Genomic DNA, 19,204 nt, shown 5'->3' with positions numbered 1-19,204 from the left:
CGATCAAGACAATGAGGAGAGCATAGAAAATGCGGGATGTGTTTGTCGAGACGGAGAATGTCCGGAAATTTCTTGGGGCGCTGGCGGATCTGGAACATCGCGGGGCGAAAGAAGCCTGCATGGTCGTGGTCGACGGCAAACCCGGCCTTGGTAAGACCTCGGCCATGGCGCGCTGGCAGGCCCAGAATGACGCGGTCTACATCCGCGCACAGGTGGGCTGGGACGGCACGATGTTCATACACAACCTGCTGCGTGAATTAGGCGAAGAACCGCCGCGCAGCAAAGCCAAGCGCTATGAGCGCGTGATCGAGCTGCTGTTCGAAAAATATCACGCGGCGCAGATTGCGCGGCAACCCTTTGGCTGGATCGTCGATGAATGTGACCTCGTTGCTGGCAAACGCGAAGTCATGGAAACGATCCGGGGTATTTCTGACGCTCTGCAGATCCCGACGATCCTTGTCGGCATGGGCACCCTTCGCGACATGATCAAGCGTTATCCGCAGATCGAGAGCCGGGCCCCGCGCCGGGTCCGCTTTGATCTGGCCACGCTTGGCGATGTTCAGGCGCTGATCGAGAAGCGGTGCGAGGTGCCAGTTGCGCCCGATCTGGTCGAATTCGTGCATCGCGCGAGCAGCGGATTTAACCGCGAGGTGGTTGAAGCGATTGGCTATATCGAACGCTTTGGCCATCGGCTGGACGACATTGGCGAGGGCGTCAGCGTTGCAGACATGGCGGGTCAAGTGATCATGCATAACCGCAACACCGGCTCTGCTGTGGCTGTTCCGGGGGCCTACTGATGCGGCTTGCCCCCGGTACTGTTCCCAATGCGCTGATTGACGTTTTGTGTGATGGCGAGACCCATTACCTCGACGCACTTTGCGAGACGATGATCTATTCGAAGGAGCAGATCATCCGCGCGGCGGTAAAGCTTGCGGATCACGGGCTGATGGATCGCCACAGCGAACCCGGTGAATATCGCCTGTCTGAGCGTGGCTTGATCCAGGTACGCAATGGCTTTCGCGTCAACTCTGGCCCCGCCAAAGCGCACGGTAAGATCCGCCGCCAGCATGACACCTTCCGGGTGCGCGCTTGGAAGGCCATGCGCGTGCTTGGCATCTTCACGATGGGCGAAGTGATATCTGCGGCCGAACGTGGTGAGGCGGACCCGAACTACAATCTTCGCCATTATCTGCGGGTTCTGGTCGCGGCGGGGTATGTGATCGACCTAACCTCTAAGGTTCAAGGCACGAAGCTCACCTCGCCCGGCTTCAAACGGTTTCGGCTGATCAAGAACACAGGGGCCTTGGCGCCGGTTTACCGGCCCCGCCCGAAGGTTCTGTTCGATTTCAATACCGGAATCGAGATCAAGATCGGGGAGGCGAAGCCGTGTCCTTGATCGATCTCCCCCCGCCAGAGTGGGTCGAATTGCTGCGCGCGGAAAAGGCCAAAGGCAAGTCAATCACGCAGATTGCTAGCGAGATCGGCATGCCGCGCCCCTCTGTTTCGATGCTGATCAATGGCACCTATCCGGCCAAAAGCCTTGATCTGGTGACGCGCAAGCACGGCGCGGCGGTGATGCGGCTCTATCGCGACCAGATGATGTGCCCGCACCTGCGCCGGGGCATCCCGGCAGAAGACTGCCGCCGCTTTGCCGCGGCACCGATGTCCACCTCGAACCCCGAAAAACTTCGCCATTGGGGCGCATGTCGTGCCTGCCCCATCAACCCGCTGAAAGGAGGCGACGATGTCTGATCGTCTGACCCCGGAGGAGATCGTGACCCGCGCCGGAACCGGCCTTGGGAAGATCGACCTTTGGGGGGCCCGAGGCATCACCATGGTCAGCTTTCAGGAGATCGAAGCCATGGCCTGCCTTCTTGCCGATTGTGGGCTCACGCCGATCTACCCCGGCGCACCGGTGCCCCAACTCACCTTTACCACCACCCGCAACAAGGAACCCCAGAATGTCTGATTTCTCCCCCGCTGCAGTGCCCACGGGCATCGTTGAGGTCAATGGAAAGCCCTACATGGCCGATGCCAAGGGCGCGCTGATGCCTGTCGAACTGATCAAGCCGCAACACCTGCTTGAAGATGAAACCGTGCGCAAAATCATGGGCTTTGCCTTGGCGCTCAGTGATCAGGTCAAGCGCTTCAAAGAGCATACGTTTGAGGATCTGGGCGCTTTCGACGCTATTCTTGAGCAGGAATACAACCTTACCAAGGGTGGCCCGAAGGGCAATCGCACCTATCAAACCCATGACGGGCTGATGAAGATCGAGGTGCGGGTCAACGACTTGATGGACTTCGGCCCAGAGTTGCAAATCGGCAAGGCCTTACTTGATGAATGCCTCAATGACTGGGCCTCTGACAGCCGCCCGGAGATCCGCGCGCTGATCACCAAGACGTTCAACACCGATAAAGAGGGCCAAGTGAACCGCGCCCTTCTGTTCACGATGCTTGGTCTTCAGGTGGAAGATGCCCGCTGGAACCGCGCGATGGATGCGATCCGCGAGGCGATCCGCGTCGTCGGCTCGAAAACCTATTACCGGATCCAGATGCGTAGCGCGCCCGATGCGCCGTGGACTTCGGTGACGATCGACCTCGCAAAAGCCTGAAATTTCCCGGCCGACCACTCCGGCCGATCCCCCCGCCACTCGCGGACCCACCACAGCCAAACAGGAGAGACCCATGGCTAAAACGACCACTTTTTCGAAATCCGATCTGATCGACGCCGTCGCGGCGAAGACAGGTTTTGCAAAGACCAACGTCAAAGACATGCTCGATGCCACGCTTGGCGAAATCACCGACCAGACCGCTGCCGGGTCCAAGGTGACTCTCATCGGCTTTGGCTCCTTTGAGCAGCGGCACAAAAAGGCCCGCATGGGCCGCAACCCGGCCACCGGCGCCGAGGTCGAAATCCCGGCCAGCACGCATTTGGCGTTCAAGCCCGCGAAACCGAAGAAATCCTAACGCGAAACGTTCCTCGGGCGACCGAGGGCGTCGTCTCGGCGTGGTGGCCGGGGCCTGATGAGCAGCTGGAGGATGGAATGTACACCCTGAACCACCTTGCCGACGGGAGCACGGAGCTTTGCGTATTGAAGCCGTTCCGCGTGGCCCTGTTTTACGACCCGGCGTTGGCCGCGACCGTGGCCGAAAGCCTCAACGACTATGAAAGCCTGCGCGAACCGATCCTGCCTGGCTTTGAAGATGCAGGGGAGGAATGCCCCGATGAAGACGAAGAGGTTGTGCTGACCTTCACGATCCATGCGGGCACGCTTGAAGGCGGAAAAGCGACCCGTGATTTTGGCGATGATGATGGCGCGTGGCCGATCGAGAGTGAAAGCGCACCGCGTGATCCGGTGCCGTTGGTGAAAGATCGCGCGGCGGCATTGGCTGAGGTCGAGGGCGAAGGCCCCCACAGCGAAGCGGCAATGCCTGCGCAAAAAGTTGACGGTCGAAAAATCGACGCGAACAAGCTTTTGGATGCCATTGTGGATTCGATGAAACAAGATGTGGCTGCGGAAGCCGCCGCTGAGCAAGCGGAAGCCCCGAAAGCAGAGCCAACCGAGAGCGATTGGGAGGGGGCTTTTGTCGCGATCAAAGGCGGTGCGGGGATGAACGATGTGGCTGAGACACTGGGCGTGCCCATGCCGCAGCTGCGGGGCAAATACGGGATGTGGAGCCGCAAGCAAAAGAAAGACGATGTTCCCTCTCCGAAGGATGCCCCCGCCGCCACCGCGCCTGCCGAGAATGAGACGCGCCCGTTTTGGTGGCGCCAACTGGTCGAAATGCTTGGCAAGCTCGGCTATCGCGACGGCTGGACCGCGCAACGCGATCTTGACCTGATCGAAGGTCTGGCCCGTGGAAAGCAGATGGCCGAAGTCGCGGACGATCTTGGCGTCGAATTCGGCAAGGCCAAGGCGCGCTTCATTGCGCTGACGCCCGATGGGGTGACGATCGAAAAACAAGCGCAGCTTTTGCAGGTGCTGCGCGCCCGTGCCGGGGCGGCCTGAGATGCTGATCTCGACCGATTTCGGGGTGCATATCAACCCGCAGTTCGTCGCGGCGATGGAGTGGGTCACCGGGCCCACTCCGAAGCCTAGCGGCTACAAAGCGCTGCGGGTGACGATGTGCACAGGCGCTGTGTTTCATATTGAGGCGGCTCCGACGAATTTCGGGGCCGATGAGATCGAAGTTGCCATTCTCAAAGCGCATGCGGGAGGTGTTCAGTGACCAACCTCAATGCCGTGATCAATATCGCCAAGGGGAAGCTTGGCATGGCCGAGGATGATTACCGCGCGATGCTTGAACGCGTCACCGGCAAGGCCTCGCTCAAGGTGATGTCTGACCGTCAGAAAACCGCCGTTCTTGACGAGATGCAGCGCATGGGATTTTCCAAAACAAGCGGCAAGCGCCCGCCTGCGAAACGGGCAGACGTTCGCTATTGCCATGTGCTTTGGGGGCTCTTGCACAAGGCAGGGGTGGTGAAGGTGGGCGGAGCCAAAGGGCTCAATGCTTTCATCCGTTCCCGCTATGGGGCCGCGTGGGGCGCAGTGCCGATCGACATCGACCGAATGACCGAGGCCCGCCAGATCAGCACTGTGATTGAGGCGCTGCAGGCGTGGTGCAAGCGGAACAATATTCCGACCGAATTGCCGCGAGAGGGAGAGCAGAAGTGACAGAAGAAGCAGACTTTGCAGATCAGGATTTGATCGACATCGGTGCCAAAATTGTCGAGATGGCTGACCGAGTGCGCACAATGAATATGGCTTTGCCAGGTGCTCTGGCCCAGTGGCACTTCGAGATGGATGATCTAAGGTACAAAGTGACGGTGAGCGTAGCGGGTCTACCTGTAGGCGAGGAAGATGTGTGATGGCCTTCTGGATCGACGGCGACCGTCAAAACCCGTTGCGCCTCAAAAGCTTTTCGTCCTCTGGAACGAGTAGCGGCAAATCTACCATTAAGATCACGCTCGAAACCTCAGATCCTTGGGCGCTCGGCGATGCACTTCGCGGATTGGCAGAGGTGCAGAGATCGCAAAATGACAAACAAGAACCGAAACGGCGGCTCGCCCTTCCTGCGCCGGAGGAACACTGATGACCCGCAATTTTGACGTGCCCGAGTCGCTCGTCGATGTGGCCGAAACTTTCGGCCTTGGCGTGGTGCTCACTCTCATGCAACAGTTTGGTGGGCAGGAGGTCGAATTCCCGCGCAACAAACCATCGTCGGCACTGGTGAAAGCCTTTGGCGAAGAACGGGCGCGGGATCTATGCCATTTCCTCTCGGGGCAACGGCTTTATGTGCCGCATGGCCGGGCAGCAAAGAAGCGCCTCGAGGTGCAAAGGCTTGCCGAGACCGGACGCGGGCGGCGCGAGATCGCCGCAGCCCTTGGGATTTCGCAACGCCATGTGCGACGGCTTGCGAACCGGCCACCAGATCAGCTCCCTCTCTTTCCTAACGATTGACCCCCGGACCTGTGTCCGGGGGTTTTGCTTTCGCGCGCGTGTCAGGGGTGGGGAAACGCGCGAGGAGCAAGAAATGCAAACGAGCGAGCAAGGAATCGAGGCGCTTGTTCTCGAAGAAGGCGAAGTCCTGAAGGCTTATCTGTGCCCCGCGCACAAATGGACGATCGGCCTCGGGCTGACAGCCGCTTCAGGCGTGATTGATCCGAAGCCGGGCATGGTGATTACCAAAGCGCGTTCGCGCGAATTGGCGAAACTGGCCTTGGCGCGCAATTATGAGCCGCGCGTGGCAAGCGCTATGCCGGGTGCGCTGCAGCATGAATTTGACGCTGGCGTGCTTTTCGATTGGAACACCGGGGCCATCCGCAAGGCGAGCTGGGTCAAGCTGTGGGTGCAAAAAGCAGCCCGCGCCGCCGTGGAAGCCAAATTCCGGCTTTGGAACAAAGGCGGCGGCAAGGTGCTGCCCGGCCTCGTCAAGCGCCGTGACCGCGAGTTGAAGATCCTCTTCGATGCGAAATATCCCGTCCTCACGCAGGAGCTTACCTCGAAATCAATCGGCTTTGCCCGGTGGACGCTGACGATGACCGTTGACGAGAAGTTTGAGGCTATGGGGGCTTTTTCGGCGCTCGGCTATAAGGTCGGCGGCAATCCCAAAACGATCGATGCGGCCGAGGTGCGTCGCTTCCAGTCTGACCACGCGCTCACCCCGGACGGCCTGATCGGCCGCGCCACCCTGTCCACGCTGCAGCGCCGGATCGACGCGGCGGCGAAGGCCAAAGCGGCAACGCCTGCGGTTGGGGCAACCGCCTCGGCCGGGGCAACCACGACGCTGCCCGAAGGCACCTCTGACGTCACCGATTGGATCGCGGCGCAACCTTGGGTGATTGGTGCCCTTGCTGGCGTGATCACCCTCTGGGCGCTGTGGCGCGCTTGGCAATACCGCGACGTGATCGCGGTCAAACTCACAAACCGCGCGCCCCGATTGGCCGCCCTGCTTCGGAGCTTCTGATGTCTGCACTTGCAACTCTTGCCGGTTCGGCCGGTCTCAAAGTCGTTGAACGGATCATTGCCAAGAAGTTCGGCGACGGTGCGGGCCAGTTGGCCGGTGATGTCTTGGGCGCCGTGGCCGAGCAGGTTGGCGTGCCTGTTGACCAACTCGACCAAGCGGCGGTGGAACAGCCCGCGCTTGTCACGCAGGCGCTGCGCGACGTCGAAGAGCGTAGCCCGGAACTGATCGCGCTCTATGCCGCAGGTATTGAACTCCAGCGCGCTCAGCTTGCCGCAGAGGCCAGCGAACCGATCTGGATGCGCGCTTGGCGGCCTGCCGGCATGTATCTGCTCGGGTTCCTCTGGCTTTGGAATGTGGTCTTGCTGCATGTCGCGAACGCGGTTTGGAAGCTGGCCCTGCCTCAGGTGCCCTTCGCGGAGCTGGTCCAGATCTCGGGCCTTTACATGGGCCTTTATATGGGCGGCCATACCGTGAAGGACGCGGTCACAAAATGGCGGGGTGGCGGAAAATGACGGACGTACCGGGCCATATTCCCAGCCATTTTGCGGACAGTTTGAACCGGGCGCATCTGCGCCTTGATGGTCATGAAGAGCGGATTCGCAAGATCGAACTCGACGGTGCCACGATGGCGGAATGGCGCAACAACACCACCGACAAGCTCGATTCCATTCGCTCCAGCATCACTTGGCTGATCCGGCTCATTATCGGCGGCCTCGTCGCGGCTGCAATCACCTTCGTTGTCTCAGGGGGGCTGAATGGCACGCAGTAACGAGGAAGCACGCCGCAAGGCCCGGTCTGACTATGTCTTTCGTCGTTTTACGGCCGCCACGATCGCGGCGGCTTACGGGATTTCCGAGGCGACCGTCGGACGCTGGAAAAAGTCCGCCAAAGAACAGGGCGACGATTGGGACCGTGCCCGCACCGCGCATGTAATCGCAGGCGAAGGCGTCGAGGCGGTGGTGTCTACCGTAGTCGAAGATTTCATGATCCAAGCCCAAGAGATCCTCGAAGAAATCAAATCGGGCAATCACACAACCGCGGAAAAGGTGTCGATGCTGGTCTCGCTGTCGGACGCGATGACCAAGATGGCCGCCAGCGCTAAGAAATTTGCGCCGAAGATTTCGGAGCTTGGCGTGGCGCAAGACGTCATGGGCAAGATGCTCGACTTCGTGCGCGAGAATTTCCCGCAACACTCGGCCGCGATCCTTGAGATCATCGAGCCCTTCAGTGAGCGGCTGGCAGAGATCTACACATCATGACCCGGCGGCCGCAGCTGAAGGCCGCCGTCAGCAAACAGGGCTTCCGCGACAAGATCGCGGAGATGGCCAGCGAATTCGCCCGCCACATCGAACTGAACGTCGAGGCGTTCTCGCCCGATCCCGCCGCGAAGAAAGCGCGCTTGGCGCGGGTGGCAGAGCCCGATGGGTTCCAGTTCTTCATGGAAACCTACCTGCCGCATTACGTGAAGGGCGAGCACTCGCTGTTTCACCAGCATATCTTCGCGCGCGTGCCGGAGATCCTCGCCTCGGAAAAGGGTGTGCGCGATCTTTTCATCGCGCCGCGCGGGGCTTCCAAATCGACCCACCTGTCGCTCGGCTTTGCGCTTTACTGCATCGCGCGAGGGCTCAAGCGCTACATCATCGAGATCTGCGACGTCTACGAACAGGCCGCGCTTCTGATCGAGGCGATCAAGGCAGAGCTCACAACAAACGTCCGTTTGCAGAATGATTTTCCTGACGCTTTCGGCGCCGGGCGGCTTTGGCGCGAGGGCGAGATCGTTACGCGCAACAATATCCGCGTCGAAGGACTGGGCGCGGCCAAGAAGATCCGGGGGCGGCGGCACGGCCCTTACCGGCCTGATCTTTTGTTCCTTGACGATATCGAGAACGATGAACAGGTGCGCAGCCCCGAACAACGCGCGAAGCTCTGGAACTGGATTTACCGCGCTGCGCTGAAAGTCGGTCCGCCCGATGGCAGCATGGACGTGATCTGGGTCGGCACAGTTTTGCATTTCGACGCCGTGATCGTTCGCGCGGCCAAGGCACCTTTGTGGAACGTGACCGAATTCCAAGCGGTGGTGAAGTTCCCAGACCGAATGGACCTGTGGGATCAGTTCGAAGAAGTCTATCACAATGATGGAGAGGATGCGGCCAAGGCGTTCTACGAGGCGCGCAAGGCCGAGATGGATCAGGGCGCGGTGGTCAACTGGCCCTCGGTGCAACCGTTGCTGTTCCTTATGCTCGAGCGCGCGGCCGACAAAGCCGCGTTCCAGACCGAATATCAGAATAAGCCGATCAGCGAGGGCAACCCGTTTGGCGATCTGACCTATTGGGTGCAGCCGCTGCGCGAGTGGATCTTCTTTGGGGCAATCGACCCCAGCCTTGGCAAGAAGAGCAAGGGCCGCGACCCTTCGGCAATCTTGATCGGCGGGTTTGATCGCATGGAAGGCCGGATGGATGTGGTCGAGGCCTCGATCCGCAAGCGCCTGCCCGATGTGATCATATCCGACACCATTGCGCTGCAGCGCGAATATCGCGCGCTGATGTGGTTTGTTGAAACCGTCCAGTTCCAAGAATTCCTGCGCACCGAGCTGATGACACGGGCCGCGAAGGAAGGGGTGGGCATTTCGGCAGTGCCGATCACGCCATCGACCGACAAGGATTTGCGCATCGAGCGCCTTCAGCCCCCGGTCTTGGCGGGCTTGATCCGCTTCAACCCCGCGCAACGCACCTTGATCGACCAGCTGCAGCAATGGCCGAACGGAGACCATGATGACGGGCCCGATACACTCGACATGCTTTGGCAAAACACCCTGTTTTACGCCGGAAAAGGCGGCGGCGGGGATATGCTGACAGCGAGCACGCCCACCGGGGGCGACCGCCTGGGCGGCTATCGGTTGGGAGGTCGGTGATGCGTGGACAAGGCCTGACCCTCATTGGCATCGGTATCAGCTTCCAATGGCGGCTTGGTTGGTTTTCCGCAGGTGCCGACGACGCCTTTGATCGCTGCCTGATGATCGGTCCGATTCAACTTCTCTTCACCAACTGCCGGGGGCAGGAATGAGCCGCAATAAACGCCACAACCGTTCTACCGCCTTTGCGACTGAGCCCCGCAAAAACCTGCCTGCCGAGGCGAAAACGCTGATCGCCAATGCGCGCAACGACATCACCATCCCGTTCTTTTCCGGGGTATTACAGAATGCTGACGATACGCTGATCCAGCAGGGCGGCGGCAAGGGGCTCAAGATCTATGATGAGATCGAGCGAGATACCCATGCCGGGGCGATGCTCGAAAAGCGCAAAGGGGCGCTGATTTCACGCGATTGGAAGGTCGAGCCGGGGGGCGAACGCCCGATCGACAAGGACGCGGCCGATCTCGTTGAAGAGATGATCAGCGCCCTACCCTTCGACCAGGTTTGCAAAGATCTGCTTGATGCCACGCTGAAGGGCTTTGCGGTGAGCGAAGTCGTCTGGGCGCGCGAGGGTAATCGGATCAAGCCGGTCAAGATCAAGTCGATCGACCAGCGCCGCTTTGCCTTTGATACCGAGTGGCGCCCCCGGCTTTTGACCTGGACGGCGATGATGGAAGGGATCGAGCTGCCCGAGCGCAAATTCATCGTCCACCGCGTTGGCGTGAAAGGCGAAAACCCCTATGGGCTCGGGCTCGGCAGCCGCTTATTCTGGCCGGTGCTCTTTAAGCGCGAAGGGATCACCTTTTGGCTGCATTTCCTTGAGAAATTTGCCGGGCCGACCATCGTGGGCAAATCGCCGATCGGGTCGTTGCCTGAGGAGCAGCGCAAGCTTCTGAACACCTTGACCGAAGCGCGGACTGCCTCGGCTGTGGTGGTGCCGATCGGCACCGATGCGGAGTTTCTAGAGGCAAGCCGGTCCGGCAGTGTCACCTATGAACAGTTCCTGAATTATTGGGACCGGCAGATCTCGATTGCCACGACGGGCGAAACGCTCACCACGCAGGTGAGCGAAAGCGGCGGCAATCGCGCGCTCGGCGAGGTGCATCAGGAGATGCTCGAGCTTTTGGCCGATGGCGACGGTGATCTGCTCTCGGGCACCCTGACCGACCAGCTGATCACTTGGATCGTCGACTATAACCTGCCCGGCGCGGCGGTTCCGAAGATCTGGCGCGAACGCCCGGAAAACCAGAAAGCCGCTGCTGAGACGAAGAAATCGCAAGCCGAGGCCGACGAAGCCAGTGCGAAGGCGATCCGCACCGTGGTTTCTGAATCGGCGCGGTTTGAAGATGATGACGTTGCGCGCGACTACATCTTGGGCTTCGACATCGCCAACCGGCTGAGTGACAAGACCCTCGATGCGCTGGTCGAGGCGCGCCACGCCTTTGGAACCGCCCCCGCTGCGTCTGACCCGTTCGTGAACGGCGATCCAACCTTCGCCGCCCGCCCGCTCAAAAAAAAAGCCTGACGCATCGGCACGTCTGCTTTGCTGAGCCAGGTGGTCCGGTCGAGCGGATCACTGATCAGGCAATCATGGCCGCCGCGCGGCATTTTACGCGGCGCATTGCAGGTGTTCGCGAGGCGCTCCGAGAGGCCGTCGATTTTGACGCGGCAGCGCAGGCGGTACTTGCGCTTAGCGCGACCTGGACGCCCGATGCCTTGGCAGCCCTCTTCGTCCAGGCGATGCAGCTCGCTGCGCTCGAGGGGCGCGAGGCGGCTTTTGCTGACGGTGATGATCTGCTCTTTGCCGAGCCAGATTTCACCCGTCAGGAGTTTCGTGAGCAGATCGACTTTCTGACGCAGAAGCGGGGCATGCCGACACAGGCTTGGACCGAAGCGATGCGCAGCGATCACGATCGCGCCTTCGTGGTGGCCGGTGTCACCGATATGGCGATGCTTGAGGAGTTCCAGCAAGCAATCATAGAGGGGGCAAAGACATACGACATCAAAGCCTTTGCCGGGGAGTTCGACCGGATCGTTGAGAAATACGGATGGTCCTACAATGGCGGACGCAACTGGCGGATCCGCACGATCTTCGAGACGAACATCCGCACGAGCTACATGGCAGGCCGCCTGCGCCAAATGCGCGACCCGGATATGGTGAAGATCCGCCCCTATTGGCAGTACCGCCACGGCGAAACCCGCGTCCCGCTCAACCCGCGTCCCGAGCACGAAGCTTGGCACGATCTGGTTTTGATGTGGAACGATCCGTGGTGGGATGTGCATTTCCCGCCCAATGACTGGGCCTGCAGTTGCGGTGTGCGCACCCTTTCGCGCGGTGATCTGCGGCGCATGGGCAAAAGCGGGCCAGATCAAGCGCCCAAAATCGTATTGCGCAAGCACCTCGACAAAACCACGGGCCTTGTGACCAATCTGCCCGAAGGGATCGGCTATGGCTGGGACTACATGCCCGGCGACACATGGCAGAGCGCCTTCCGCCGCGAATTGATCGAACCGGCCGAGCTTGGCAATACGACCAGCCGACGAGATCAGGCGACCGCAACCCCGAAGGTGATATCGGTCGACACCCCGGATTCGATCGAGGCTTTGCGCGCCCGCGCCAAGCCATTCAGTGCCACGCTTTTGCCGCCCGATCTGGATCCGGAAGACTATGCGAAGGCCTTCCTTGAGAAGTTCGGGCTTGAGCCCGGAACCTCGAAGCTCTGGACCGATGTATCTGGTGCGCGGATCCTGATTGCGGATGATCTTTTCAAGGATCCCTCAGGCGCATGGAAATCGGTCAAGCGCGGGCATAGCGATCATGTGCTGTTGCTCGCCGAAACGCTGATGGACCCAGATGAAATCTGGTTGTCCCTGCGTGCCATCCCCGACCCAGAGCATCCGGGCGAGTTCCTCTATGAGGTGGTGCGGCGTTACGTTCGCATTGACCCGGAACGTCCGGTATTTGCTCTCTTCGATCTTGGCCGAAAGATTTGGTTCCAAGTGACCGGCTATGGTCCGCAGAACCAGCCCCATCCGGATTTTGCGAATATCCATCTTCAGCGAAACGGGAAACTGATCTGGAAAAGGAAATAGCAGCCCTAGTGCTTGGATCGCCAGACCGACGGGAGTTTGAGGGCAAACACCGCCTCCCCTGAAGACACGATAAAGAGACCACGAGCGAGGAGAGTTTTGAACGATGGCCGGGATCAGCATCAAGGTCGAACTACAGGATTTGGCAGCGCGCGACACTTTGCGTGATCTGCTGACGCGAATGGAGAACCCGCAGCCATTTTATGCCTCGGTGGGCGAGCGGCTTTTAAGCTCGACCCGAGATCGGTTCGAAACACAGACTGATCCGCAAGGTGCGCCTTGGGTGTCACTTGCCCCGCGTACCATCAAACAGCGCCAAAAGCGGGGCCAATTGCCACTGACGATCCTGCGCTCGAATTCAAAAGGCATGGCAGGCTCTTCGCTGGCAGGGTCGATCAACTATATCGCCTCGGCCGAGGAGGTGCGGATTGGCTCGCCGAAGGTCTATGCGGCGATCCATCAGCTGGGCGGGACGATCCAGAAACCCGAAAGCAGCCGCTATATGGTCGGGCGGCGCTTCGCCAAGCGGTCTGAAGAAGGTGGGCGCGAGGTGAAGATCAAGGCTCACACGATCACCATTCCCGCACGCCCCTATATCGGGATCTCGCCCGAGGACGAAATCGGCATTTTGGAGGATGCAGAGGACTGGCTAAGTCAATAACGGAGGATGCCCCGTTTTTTCGCCGCTGAGGGGCCTTGGCCGCTTTTCGGTCCGGATGCCCGCAAAAGACAAACGCCCCCCGTTAACCCCCCGTTAGGATCGCTCTCTCGCGGCATTTGATCCCGGCCCGCAGAATGGCGTTGCGGTCGCGCGCTTCCCCCGCCTATGATCACCTCACCCTAAGCCACCACGCATCCCCCGGACACCTGTCCGGGGGTTTTGCTTTTCGGGCCATGCGAAGGGTGTCTCGTCATCATCAGGACGGACACATGAGCAAGCCCATCACCGCGCGCATTGAGGTTTTTCGCCCCGGCACCTTCACGCCGATGGCTGGCGACCCGATCACCTATTCTGCGGGCGATCTGCGCGCGATCGCTGACGCCTATGATCCAGAAACGGCTCCGGCGCCCATCGTTGTGGGCCACCCCGAAACCGATGCCCCAGCCTATGGCTGGATCAAAAGCTTTCACTATGACCAGCAAGCGGATCGTCTCGTCGCCGAACTGCACGAAATCGAGCCGCAATTTGCCGAACTGGTGAAGGGCGGCCGGTTCAAAAAGGTGTCGATGTCGTTCTTTTCACCGGGGCAGCCCCACAACCCGGTACCCGGCACGTGGTATCCCAAGCACGTTGGGTTTCTTGGTGCGGCCGCGCCCGCTGTTTCGGGGCTGCGCAATGCGCAATTTGCAGGCGTCGCCGATGCAGTCTTTACCGCGAGCTTTGGCGCGCACGGCTTTGAAGAAACCGCCTCGGTCCTGCGCACGCTGCGCGATTTTCTGATTGAGAAATTCGGCATGGAAGACGCCGACAAAGCCCTGCCGCCTTACCGTCTCGAATGGCTTGGCGAGATGGAACTTCCCGCGATGCCAGAACCGTCTGCTTTCGCAGAACAGACGCCCCTCCCCCTCAAACCTGAAAAGGATCCGCCCATGTCTCAGCCCGATCCGGCCTTCGCTGCGCGCGAGGCCGACCTTGCCGCGCGCGAAAAGGCGATTGCCGCGCGTGAAGCCAAAACCGCCCACGATGAAAACGCAGCCTTCGCCGAGGCTCTGGTCACCGATGGCAAGCTTCTGCCTGCCTCGAAAGATCAGACAGTGGCCGTGCTTGATGCGCTGCCCAAAGGGGCCACCGTGGCCTTTGCTGAAGGAGGCCAACAGGTCGATTTGGCCAAAGCGCTGCGCGATATCCTCTCGGCCCAACCGAAGATCGTCCAGTTCGGCGAGACCGATCTCGGTGCAGATCCTGACGCCGCGAAGCCCGCAAGCTTTGCTGCCGACGGCAAGGCGGTCGACGCCGCCGCTTTGGCCACCCACCAAAAGGCGCTGGCCTATCAGCGCGCCAACCCCGGCACGGATTATCTCACCGCCGTGCGCACCGTGTCCTGATCGGAGAACCCCATGCTGCGGACCTATCATTCCATTTTGACGCTGACGGGCACGATGACGGCCCTCTGCAATGCCGGTGATCTTGTCGATTTCAGCGACACGCCGATCACCACCGAAGATCAGCCTGTCAAAGGTGTCGCTCAAAACCCCGCCACCGAAGTGGGGCTCGACATCGCGCTGACCGCGCTTGGCACCGAAACCGTCACTGCCGTCGGTGCGATCGCCAAGGGTGCGCCGCTCTGCACCGCGACCGGTGGCGGTGTGCGCACGGCTGTGCCCGGAACCGACACCAACATCTTCGCTGAAGCCCTGACGGCCGCTGCCGATGGGGAATTCGTTCAAATCCTGATCCGCTGAGGAGCGATCCCATGAACCAACCTTTGAACCAGCGGACTGCGGCCGTTGTCGATCCGATCCTGTCCACCCATGCGCGGGGCTACCGCAACGCCGAGTTCATCTCCGAGGTGCTGTTTCCGCGCGTGCCGATCCCGAACCGCGCGATGCGGGTGATCAAGTTCGGCAAAGAAGCGTTCCGCATGCTGAACACTCGCCGTGCGCCGGGTGCCAAGAAAAAGCGCGTGCAATATGGCTATGCCTCGGATCCGGTGTCGCTTGTGCAAGATGCGCTCGAAGGGCTTGTCCCGATCGAACATCAGCAAGAAGCCGCTTCGGTGCCTGGCGTCGATCTTGGCGCGGGGGCCGTGAACATGGTCTTGAACGTGATCGATCTGGGTCACGAATATGCTGCCGCCCAACTTGCGCGCAGCGCGGCCAATTATGACGCGAACCACAAAGTGGCGCTTACGACCACCGACCGCTGGACCTCCGACAGCTCGAACCCCGTTGCAGATGTGGATGCGGGCAAAGAAGCGGTGCGCCGGTCGATCGGGCGCTACCCGAATACGCTGGTTCTTGGCCCTTCGGCGTTCACTGCGCTGAAGAACCATCCCAAGGTCAAAGAGCAGTTCAAATACACCTCCAAAGACAGCATCACCGCGGAAATGTTGGCGGCCTATTTTGACGTCGCGCGCGTGGTGGTCGGCAAAGCGGTTTGGTTGCCGGAAAATGCCGCCGATGACACGCTGGCCAGTGATGTTTGGGGCAATGACGCTGTTTTGGCCTATGTGCCGATGACCGGCGAGAGCTATCAGGTGCCGTCTTATGGCTACACCTATGAACTTTCCGGCTATCCGCAGGTCCAGCAGCCCTATTTCGAGCGCGACTGCGACAGCTGGATTTACCCGACGACCTCTGAGCGGCGTGTGATCCTGACGGGGGCCGAGGGCGGGTTCCTGTTCCAAGACGCTGGCGCGGCCGCAGCCTAATCGGCGGTCGGTTTTAGGAGCGGGCGGTGCGCCGCCCGCTTGCTTAAACCGACAGGAGCTGAAGATGGCAGACGAAACCGAAGTGGTTTTGACCGGCCCCGCGAAACTGCGCGGCGCTTTCAAAAAACCGGGCGAGACGATCACCGTGACCCCCACCGAACGCGCCCAGCTTTTGGCGGCAGGCGCAATTGCCCCGGATGCGCCTGCCGCTGATCCCGAAATCGTCGTCGACGATCCTCCCCAAGCCGCAAAGACCACGCGCAAGGCGGGCAGCGGCAAGGCGAAGGTCTGAGGAGCCTTTGCCCACGCGCGGGGCGGTCATCGGCCCGCGCACCCCAACGTCCCAAAGGTCAGATCAGATGAGCGCGCATAAAGGACTTCCGGTTTCCGGCTACCGCCCGCAAAGCGACGAGGCGGTTGCCGTGGTCAATGCCAACAAGAGCATCGAAGAGCTTGTTTTGCGTCAACTCGACAGCATGGTCGGCGATCCCAGCGTGGATCAGCGCTGGCTGCAGATCGGCCGCACGCATATCGAGCAAGGCTTCATGGCCGTAAACCGGGCGGCGTTTCAGCCGCAGCGGATCGCGCTCGAACCGAGCACCGTGATCGCCATGCTCGACTGGGCGAAATCATGACCTACGCCACGCTCGACGATTTGATCGACCGCGCAGGCGAAGCCGAACTGCGCCAGATCGCGGACCGTGACCGCGACGGGGTTTTCGATGCCTCCGTGATCGCAGCCGCGCTTTCCAATGCTGACGACACGATCAATGGCTACATCGGCAAGAAATATGCCCTGCCGCTCGCCTCGGTGCCGCCGATTGTCAATGGCTGGGCCGTGAGCATCGCCCGCTACACGCTGCACCGCAACGGCGCGCCCGAGCATGTGGCGCAAGATTACAAGGATGCGATCACAGCGTTGAAGGATGTTTCGCGCGGCCTGATCACCTTGCCAGTTGATGCCGGGGCGGAGCCGCCTGTGGTTTCTGACGCCACCGTGATGGCTGTGCACCCCGCTCCGGTCTTTACCCCCACCAAACTGGCGGGGTGGCGCTCATGCTGAGCGAAATTCTAGCTCATTTGCAGGCCGAACTGCCCAAACCCGCTTGGGCCGGTGTCGAGATCGCCGAGGACATCGATGTTCTCGCGGCCCGCGCGGGCCTTGTCGAGCATGGCACCGCGATCATCATGCCGTGGCGTGAGCGGGCCAAACCGCAAGATTTGATGAGCGGCGGGTTTCGCCAGCAGGTCGAGGCGCAATTCGCGGTGGGCATTGTGGTGCGCCAATACGACCAGCTGATGGGGGCAGATCGCGCCATCGTCTTTGATGCCCTGAAGAAAGACATCGAGGCCGCGCTGGCCGGCCACATTCTGCCCGGTACGGCCAGCCCCTGCGAACTGATCGGCGGCGAAGCAAGCCCGGTGACGACAGGCGTCAGCATTTACGTCCAGACCTGGGCAACCACTCGTTTTCTAACAGGAGCCTGACGATGACCCAGCCCCTTCAAGGCGGCCGCTGGCTGCGAGATCCCGAAACCGGCGCGATGGCGCGCGATGAGAATACCGAGGCCCTTGAGGCCGATGCGAAGCCCCCGTCGGCGGAGGGAGAGGCACCGGGCACCCTCTCAACTGACACCTCCGCCGATACCAACACCCCCGCCAAAGCGAAGGCGACGAAAGCGAAAGGACGCTGACCATGACTTCCCGCCGTTGGCCGACGCTGGCCATGCTCCACAAGATCGAGGCGACCTATGGCGCCGATGCCACCCCGGCCGCTGCCGATGCGTTGATCGCCACGAATATCAACTTCACGCCCTATGAGGCGACCTCGATCACGCGTGATTTGATGCTGCCCTACATGGGCAACCAAGGCGAGATCCTGACGGCCGAATACGGCAAGATCGAGTTCGACATCGAAATCGCTGGGGCGGGCGCTGCCGGGACCGTGCCGAAATATGGCTCGATCTTGCGTGCTTGCGGCTTTGCCGAGGTGATCACCGCTGGAACTCGCGTAGATTACACCATTGTTGAGGCGGCCCAAGAAAGCGGGACGCTCTATTTCAACTCAGACGGCGTGCAGCACGTCTTCGTCGGCGGGCGTGCCAATGTCTCGCTGAACCTCGTGCCGAAACAGATCCCGAAATTCCGTTTCAGCTACACCGGCATGCTTGGCGCGGTTGCAGATGTGGCGATGCCAACGGTCGCGATGACCGGCTGGACCACACCCGATCCGGTCTCGGCGGCCAACACCACGCTCGCCTTGCACGGCTATTCGGGTCCGACCGAGAGCTTGTCGATCGATTTGGGCAACACGGTCACGCCGCGGTTCCTGATTGGCGAGGAAGAGATGAAGGTCACCGATCGCAAGGCCTCGGGCACGGCAGTGGTCGTCGCAAGCCAGATTGCCACGGTCGATTGGTTCGCAACGGCACGCGCCCGCACGCGCGGCGCGCTCTCGGCGGTGCATGGCAAGACCGCAGGCAACATTGTCGAGATCTCGGCCCCGGCAGTCGAGATCGGCAAGCCGACGCAGGGCCAGACCGACAACATCGTGAACTATTCGCTGCCACTCGGGCTTTGCCCGGTCGCAGGCCGCGATGAGTTGATGATCACCGTGCGCTGAGGAGACCGAAATGGCGAAATTCGTGATGGTCTCAAAGCACCTCTACTGGTGGCCGGTGACAGTGCGCATGCCCGACCCGGACAATGCAGGCCAGTTCCTCGAGCAAAGCTTCGAGATGCAGTTCGAGGCGCAGCCCCGCGAAGCCGTTTTGGCGCACAAAGAGCATTATGACACGCTGACCACGGACCGCGAGCGGATCGCGGCCGACAAGGAGCAGATGCGCGCGGTTTGCCGCAGCTGGCGTGGCGTCATCGATGAAGAAGGCGCGGATGTTCCCTTCGCGCAGGCGCTTTTGGATGACGCAGTGGGCCTGCCTTGGTTTCGCACGGGCGTCATGCGCGCCATCGCAGAGGCGAGCTTTGGCCAGGAGGCGAAAACGGGAAACTGACGGCCGCCGCGCGGGCATGGATCCTCGCGTGGCTGGGCCGAACCGATCCGCACCGCGCTGCAAACCTGACCCCTGATCTTGCCGCACAGTTTGCAGCGATGGGGGCCCAAGTTGAGGCCACGCCGATGGCCGAGGCGGTAATCGAGGTCTGGGCGGGCAACTGGCGCGCCTTCTGCGCTTTCCTCGACCTCTCATCGCAGTGGCGGTGGCAGTTCGATGGCGAGCGGCGGTGGCTCAGTCTCGATTACGCCGGGGTCGATGTGGTGCTTCGGCGCGGCGGCTACGACGACGTGAATTTTTCGGATCTGCAGCTGATGGAGCGCGCTGCGATCGACGCTTTCGAGGGACGGTGA

32 protein-coding genes and 1 other RNA gene are annotated in these 19,204 nt (G+C 61.0%); all 33 read left to right on the top strand.

Annotated features, from left to right (window positions below; all coding sequences use genetic code 11):
* Window positions 1-29 precede the first annotated feature (29 nt).
* The 33 genes from BW967_RS16080 to BW967_RS15925 all read left to right on the top strand — a co-directional run bounded on the left by BW967_RS16080 (window position 30) and on the right by BW967_RS15925 (window position 19,204).
* The gene (locus BW967_RS16080; protein ID WP_076486116.1) at window positions 30-797 is read left to right on the top strand and encodes an AAA family ATPase; all 768 of its coding nucleotides are present in this window, start codon (window positions 30-32) and stop codon (window positions 795-797) included.
* On the top strand, window positions 797-1,396 hold the full coding sequence (locus BW967_RS16075) for a hypothetical protein (RefSeq protein WP_076486115.1): 600 nt from the start codon (window positions 797-799) through the stop codon (window positions 1,394-1,396). Before BW967_RS16080 ends, BW967_RS16075 begins: the two co-directional genes overlap by 1 nt.
* Window positions 1,387-1,752, top strand: a complete 366-nt coding sequence (locus BW967_RS16070; RefSeq protein WP_076486114.1) for a helix-turn-helix domain-containing protein — start codon at window positions 1,387-1,389, stop codon at window positions 1,750-1,752. Before BW967_RS16075 ends, BW967_RS16070 begins: the two co-directional genes overlap by 10 nt.
* A complete protein-coding gene (locus tag BW967_RS16065) occupies window positions 1,745-1,969 on the top strand; it encodes a hypothetical protein (RefSeq protein ID WP_076486113.1) in 225 nt (74 codons plus the stop codon). Before BW967_RS16070 ends, BW967_RS16065 begins: the two co-directional genes overlap by 8 nt.
* A complete protein-coding gene (locus BW967_RS16060; protein WP_076486112.1) occupies window positions 1,962-2,612 on the top strand; it encodes a DUF3164 family protein in 651 nt (216 codons plus the stop codon). The genes BW967_RS16065 and BW967_RS16060 overlap by 8 nt, the downstream gene beginning before the upstream one ends.
* A gap of 73 nt (window positions 2,613-2,685) precedes the next feature.
* Window positions 2,686-2,967, top strand: a complete 282-nt coding sequence (locus BW967_RS16055; RefSeq protein ID WP_076486111.1) for an HU family DNA-binding protein — start codon at window positions 2,686-2,688, stop codon at window positions 2,965-2,967.
* Window positions 2,967-3,038, top strand: an RNA gene (locus BW967_RS16050) — hammerhead ribozyme type II. The genes BW967_RS16055 and BW967_RS16050 overlap by 1 nt, the downstream gene beginning before the upstream one ends.
* 6 nt (window positions 3,039-3,044) lie before the next feature.
* Window positions 3,045-4,010, top strand: coding sequence for a hypothetical protein (locus BW967_RS16045; RefSeq protein WP_076486110.1), 966 nt, complete (start codon window positions 3,045-3,047; stop codon window positions 4,008-4,010).
* Between the two features lies 1 nt (window position 4,011).
* Window positions 4,012-4,230 (top strand): hypothetical protein, encoded by a 219-nt coding sequence (locus BW967_RS16040; RefSeq protein ID WP_076486143.1) that lies wholly within the window; start codon window positions 4,012-4,014, stop codon window positions 4,228-4,230.
* The gene (locus BW967_RS16035; protein ID WP_245826581.1) at window positions 4,227-4,676 is read left to right on the top strand and encodes a regulatory protein GemA; all 450 of its coding nucleotides are present in this window, start codon (window positions 4,227-4,229) and stop codon (window positions 4,674-4,676) included. The genes BW967_RS16040 and BW967_RS16035 overlap by 4 nt, the downstream gene beginning before the upstream one ends.
* Window positions 4,673-4,870: a hypothetical protein gene (locus tag BW967_RS16030; protein WP_076486109.1), complete on the top strand. Its 198-nt coding sequence runs from the start codon at window positions 4,673-4,675 to the stop codon at window positions 4,868-4,870. Before BW967_RS16035 ends, BW967_RS16030 begins: the two co-directional genes overlap by 4 nt.
* Window positions 4,870-5,094 carry a hypothetical protein gene (locus BW967_RS16025; RefSeq protein WP_076486108.1) on the top strand — a complete coding sequence of 75 codons (225 nt, stop codon included), beginning with the start codon at window positions 4,870-4,872 and terminating at the stop codon, window positions 5,092-5,094. Before BW967_RS16030 ends, BW967_RS16025 begins: the two co-directional genes overlap by 1 nt.
* Window positions 5,094-5,462 (top strand): helix-turn-helix domain-containing protein, encoded by a 369-nt coding sequence (locus BW967_RS16020; protein WP_076486107.1) that lies wholly within the window; start codon window positions 5,094-5,096, stop codon window positions 5,460-5,462. Before BW967_RS16025 ends, BW967_RS16020 begins: the two co-directional genes overlap by 1 nt.
* A 73-nt stretch (window positions 5,463-5,535) precedes the next feature.
* Window positions 5,536-6,468, top strand: coding sequence for a lysozyme (locus BW967_RS16015; protein ID WP_076486106.1), 933 nt, complete (start codon window positions 5,536-5,538; stop codon window positions 6,466-6,468).
* A complete protein-coding gene (locus BW967_RS16010; RefSeq protein WP_076486105.1) occupies window positions 6,468-6,980 on the top strand; it encodes a 3TM-type holin in 513 nt (170 codons plus the stop codon). The genes BW967_RS16015 and BW967_RS16010 overlap by 1 nt, the downstream gene beginning before the upstream one ends.
* Complete coding sequence (locus tag BW967_RS16005; protein ID WP_076486104.1) at window positions 6,977-7,237, top strand: hemolysin XhlA family protein; 261 nt, start codon at window positions 6,977-6,979, stop codon at window positions 7,235-7,237. The genes BW967_RS16010 and BW967_RS16005 overlap by 4 nt, the downstream gene beginning before the upstream one ends.
* Window positions 7,224-7,727: a DUF1804 family protein gene (locus BW967_RS16000; RefSeq protein ID WP_076486103.1), complete on the top strand. Its 504-nt coding sequence runs from the start codon at window positions 7,224-7,226 to the stop codon at window positions 7,725-7,727. The genes BW967_RS16005 and BW967_RS16000 overlap by 14 nt, the downstream gene beginning before the upstream one ends.
* Window positions 7,724-9,379 carry a phage terminase large subunit gene (terL, locus tag BW967_RS15995; RefSeq protein ID WP_076486102.1) on the top strand — a complete coding sequence of 552 codons (1,656 nt, stop codon included), beginning with the start codon at window positions 7,724-7,726 and terminating at the stop codon, window positions 9,377-9,379. Before BW967_RS16000 ends, terL begins: the two co-directional genes overlap by 4 nt.
* Complete coding sequence (locus tag BW967_RS18770; RefSeq protein ID WP_175610471.1) at window positions 9,379-9,531, top strand: hypothetical protein; 153 nt, start codon at window positions 9,379-9,381, stop codon at window positions 9,529-9,531. Before terL ends, BW967_RS18770 begins: the two co-directional genes overlap by 1 nt.
* Entirely contained in the window at window positions 9,528-10,904 is a 1,377-nt protein-coding gene (locus BW967_RS15990; protein WP_076486101.1) for a DUF935 domain-containing protein, read from the top strand. The genes BW967_RS18770 and BW967_RS15990 overlap by 4 nt, the downstream gene beginning before the upstream one ends.
* Window positions 10,905-10,969: 65 nt before the next feature.
* Complete coding sequence (locus tag BW967_RS15985) at window positions 10,970-12,472, top strand: PBECR2 nuclease fold domain-containing protein (RefSeq protein ID WP_245826580.1); 1,503 nt, start codon at window positions 10,970-10,972, stop codon at window positions 12,470-12,472.
* Between the two features lie 103 nt (window positions 12,473-12,575).
* Window positions 12,576-13,130 carry a phage virion morphogenesis protein gene (locus BW967_RS15980; RefSeq protein ID WP_076486100.1) on the top strand — a complete coding sequence of 185 codons (555 nt, stop codon included), beginning with the start codon at window positions 12,576-12,578 and terminating at the stop codon, window positions 13,128-13,130.
* Between the two features lie 269 nt (window positions 13,131-13,399).
* The gene (locus tag BW967_RS15975) at window positions 13,400-14,515 is read left to right on the top strand and encodes a hypothetical protein (protein ID WP_076486099.1); all 1,116 of its coding nucleotides are present in this window, start codon (window positions 13,400-13,402) and stop codon (window positions 14,513-14,515) included.
* A gap of 12 nt (window positions 14,516-14,527) precedes the next feature.
* On the top strand, window positions 14,528-14,872 hold the full coding sequence (locus BW967_RS15970; protein ID WP_076486098.1) for a DUF2190 family protein: 345 nt from the start codon (window positions 14,528-14,530) through the stop codon (window positions 14,870-14,872).
* An 11-nt stretch (window positions 14,873-14,883) separates the two neighbouring features.
* Window positions 14,884-15,840: a major capsid protein gene (locus BW967_RS15965; protein ID WP_076486097.1), complete on the top strand. Its 957-nt coding sequence runs from the start codon at window positions 14,884-14,886 to the stop codon at window positions 15,838-15,840.
* 64 nt (window positions 15,841-15,904) lie between these two features.
* Entirely contained in the window at window positions 15,905-16,132 is a 228-nt protein-coding gene (locus BW967_RS15960; RefSeq protein WP_076486096.1) for a DUF7210 family protein, read from the top strand.
* A gap of 67 nt (window positions 16,133-16,199) precedes the next feature.
* Window positions 16,200-16,475: an Acb2/Tad1 domain-containing protein gene (locus BW967_RS15955; RefSeq protein WP_076486095.1), complete on the top strand. Its 276-nt coding sequence runs from the start codon at window positions 16,200-16,202 to the stop codon at window positions 16,473-16,475.
* Window positions 16,472-16,903 (top strand): gp436 family protein, encoded by a 432-nt coding sequence (locus BW967_RS15950; protein WP_076486094.1) that lies wholly within the window; start codon window positions 16,472-16,474, stop codon window positions 16,901-16,903. Before BW967_RS15955 ends, BW967_RS15950 begins: the two co-directional genes overlap by 4 nt.
* The gene (locus BW967_RS15945) at window positions 16,897-17,328 is read left to right on the top strand and encodes a phage tail terminator protein (RefSeq protein WP_076486093.1); all 432 of its coding nucleotides are present in this window, start codon (window positions 16,897-16,899) and stop codon (window positions 17,326-17,328) included. The genes BW967_RS15950 and BW967_RS15945 overlap by 7 nt, the downstream gene beginning before the upstream one ends.
* 2 nt (window positions 17,329-17,330) lie before the next feature.
* On the top strand, window positions 17,331-17,534 hold the full coding sequence (locus BW967_RS15940) for a hypothetical protein (RefSeq protein ID WP_076486092.1): 204 nt from the start codon (window positions 17,331-17,333) through the stop codon (window positions 17,532-17,534).
* Between the two features lie 2 nt (window positions 17,535-17,536).
* Entirely contained in the window at window positions 17,537-18,463 is a 927-nt protein-coding gene (locus BW967_RS15935) for a phage tail tube protein (protein WP_076486091.1), read from the top strand.
* Window positions 18,464-18,473: 10 nt separating this feature from the next.
* The gene (locus BW967_RS15930; protein WP_076486090.1) at window positions 18,474-18,851 is read left to right on the top strand and encodes a hypothetical protein; all 378 of its coding nucleotides are present in this window, start codon (window positions 18,474-18,476) and stop codon (window positions 18,849-18,851) included.
* A 125-nt stretch (window positions 18,852-18,976) separates the two neighbouring features.
* Window positions 18,977-19,204: a DUF1799 domain-containing protein gene (locus BW967_RS15925; RefSeq protein ID WP_245826579.1), complete on the top strand. Its 228-nt coding sequence runs from the start codon at window positions 18,977-18,979 to the stop codon at window positions 19,202-19,204.

Origin of the sequence: Rhodobacter aestuarii (assembly GCF_900156655.1) — a bacterium.
In the GTDB taxonomy this organism is placed as follows: domain Bacteria; phylum Pseudomonadota; class Alphaproteobacteria; order Rhodobacterales; family Rhodobacteraceae; genus Rhodobacter; species Rhodobacter aestuarii.
The sequence above is the reverse complement of the archived record's forward strand: the minus strand, read 5'-3'. Positions and strand labels throughout refer to the sequence as shown.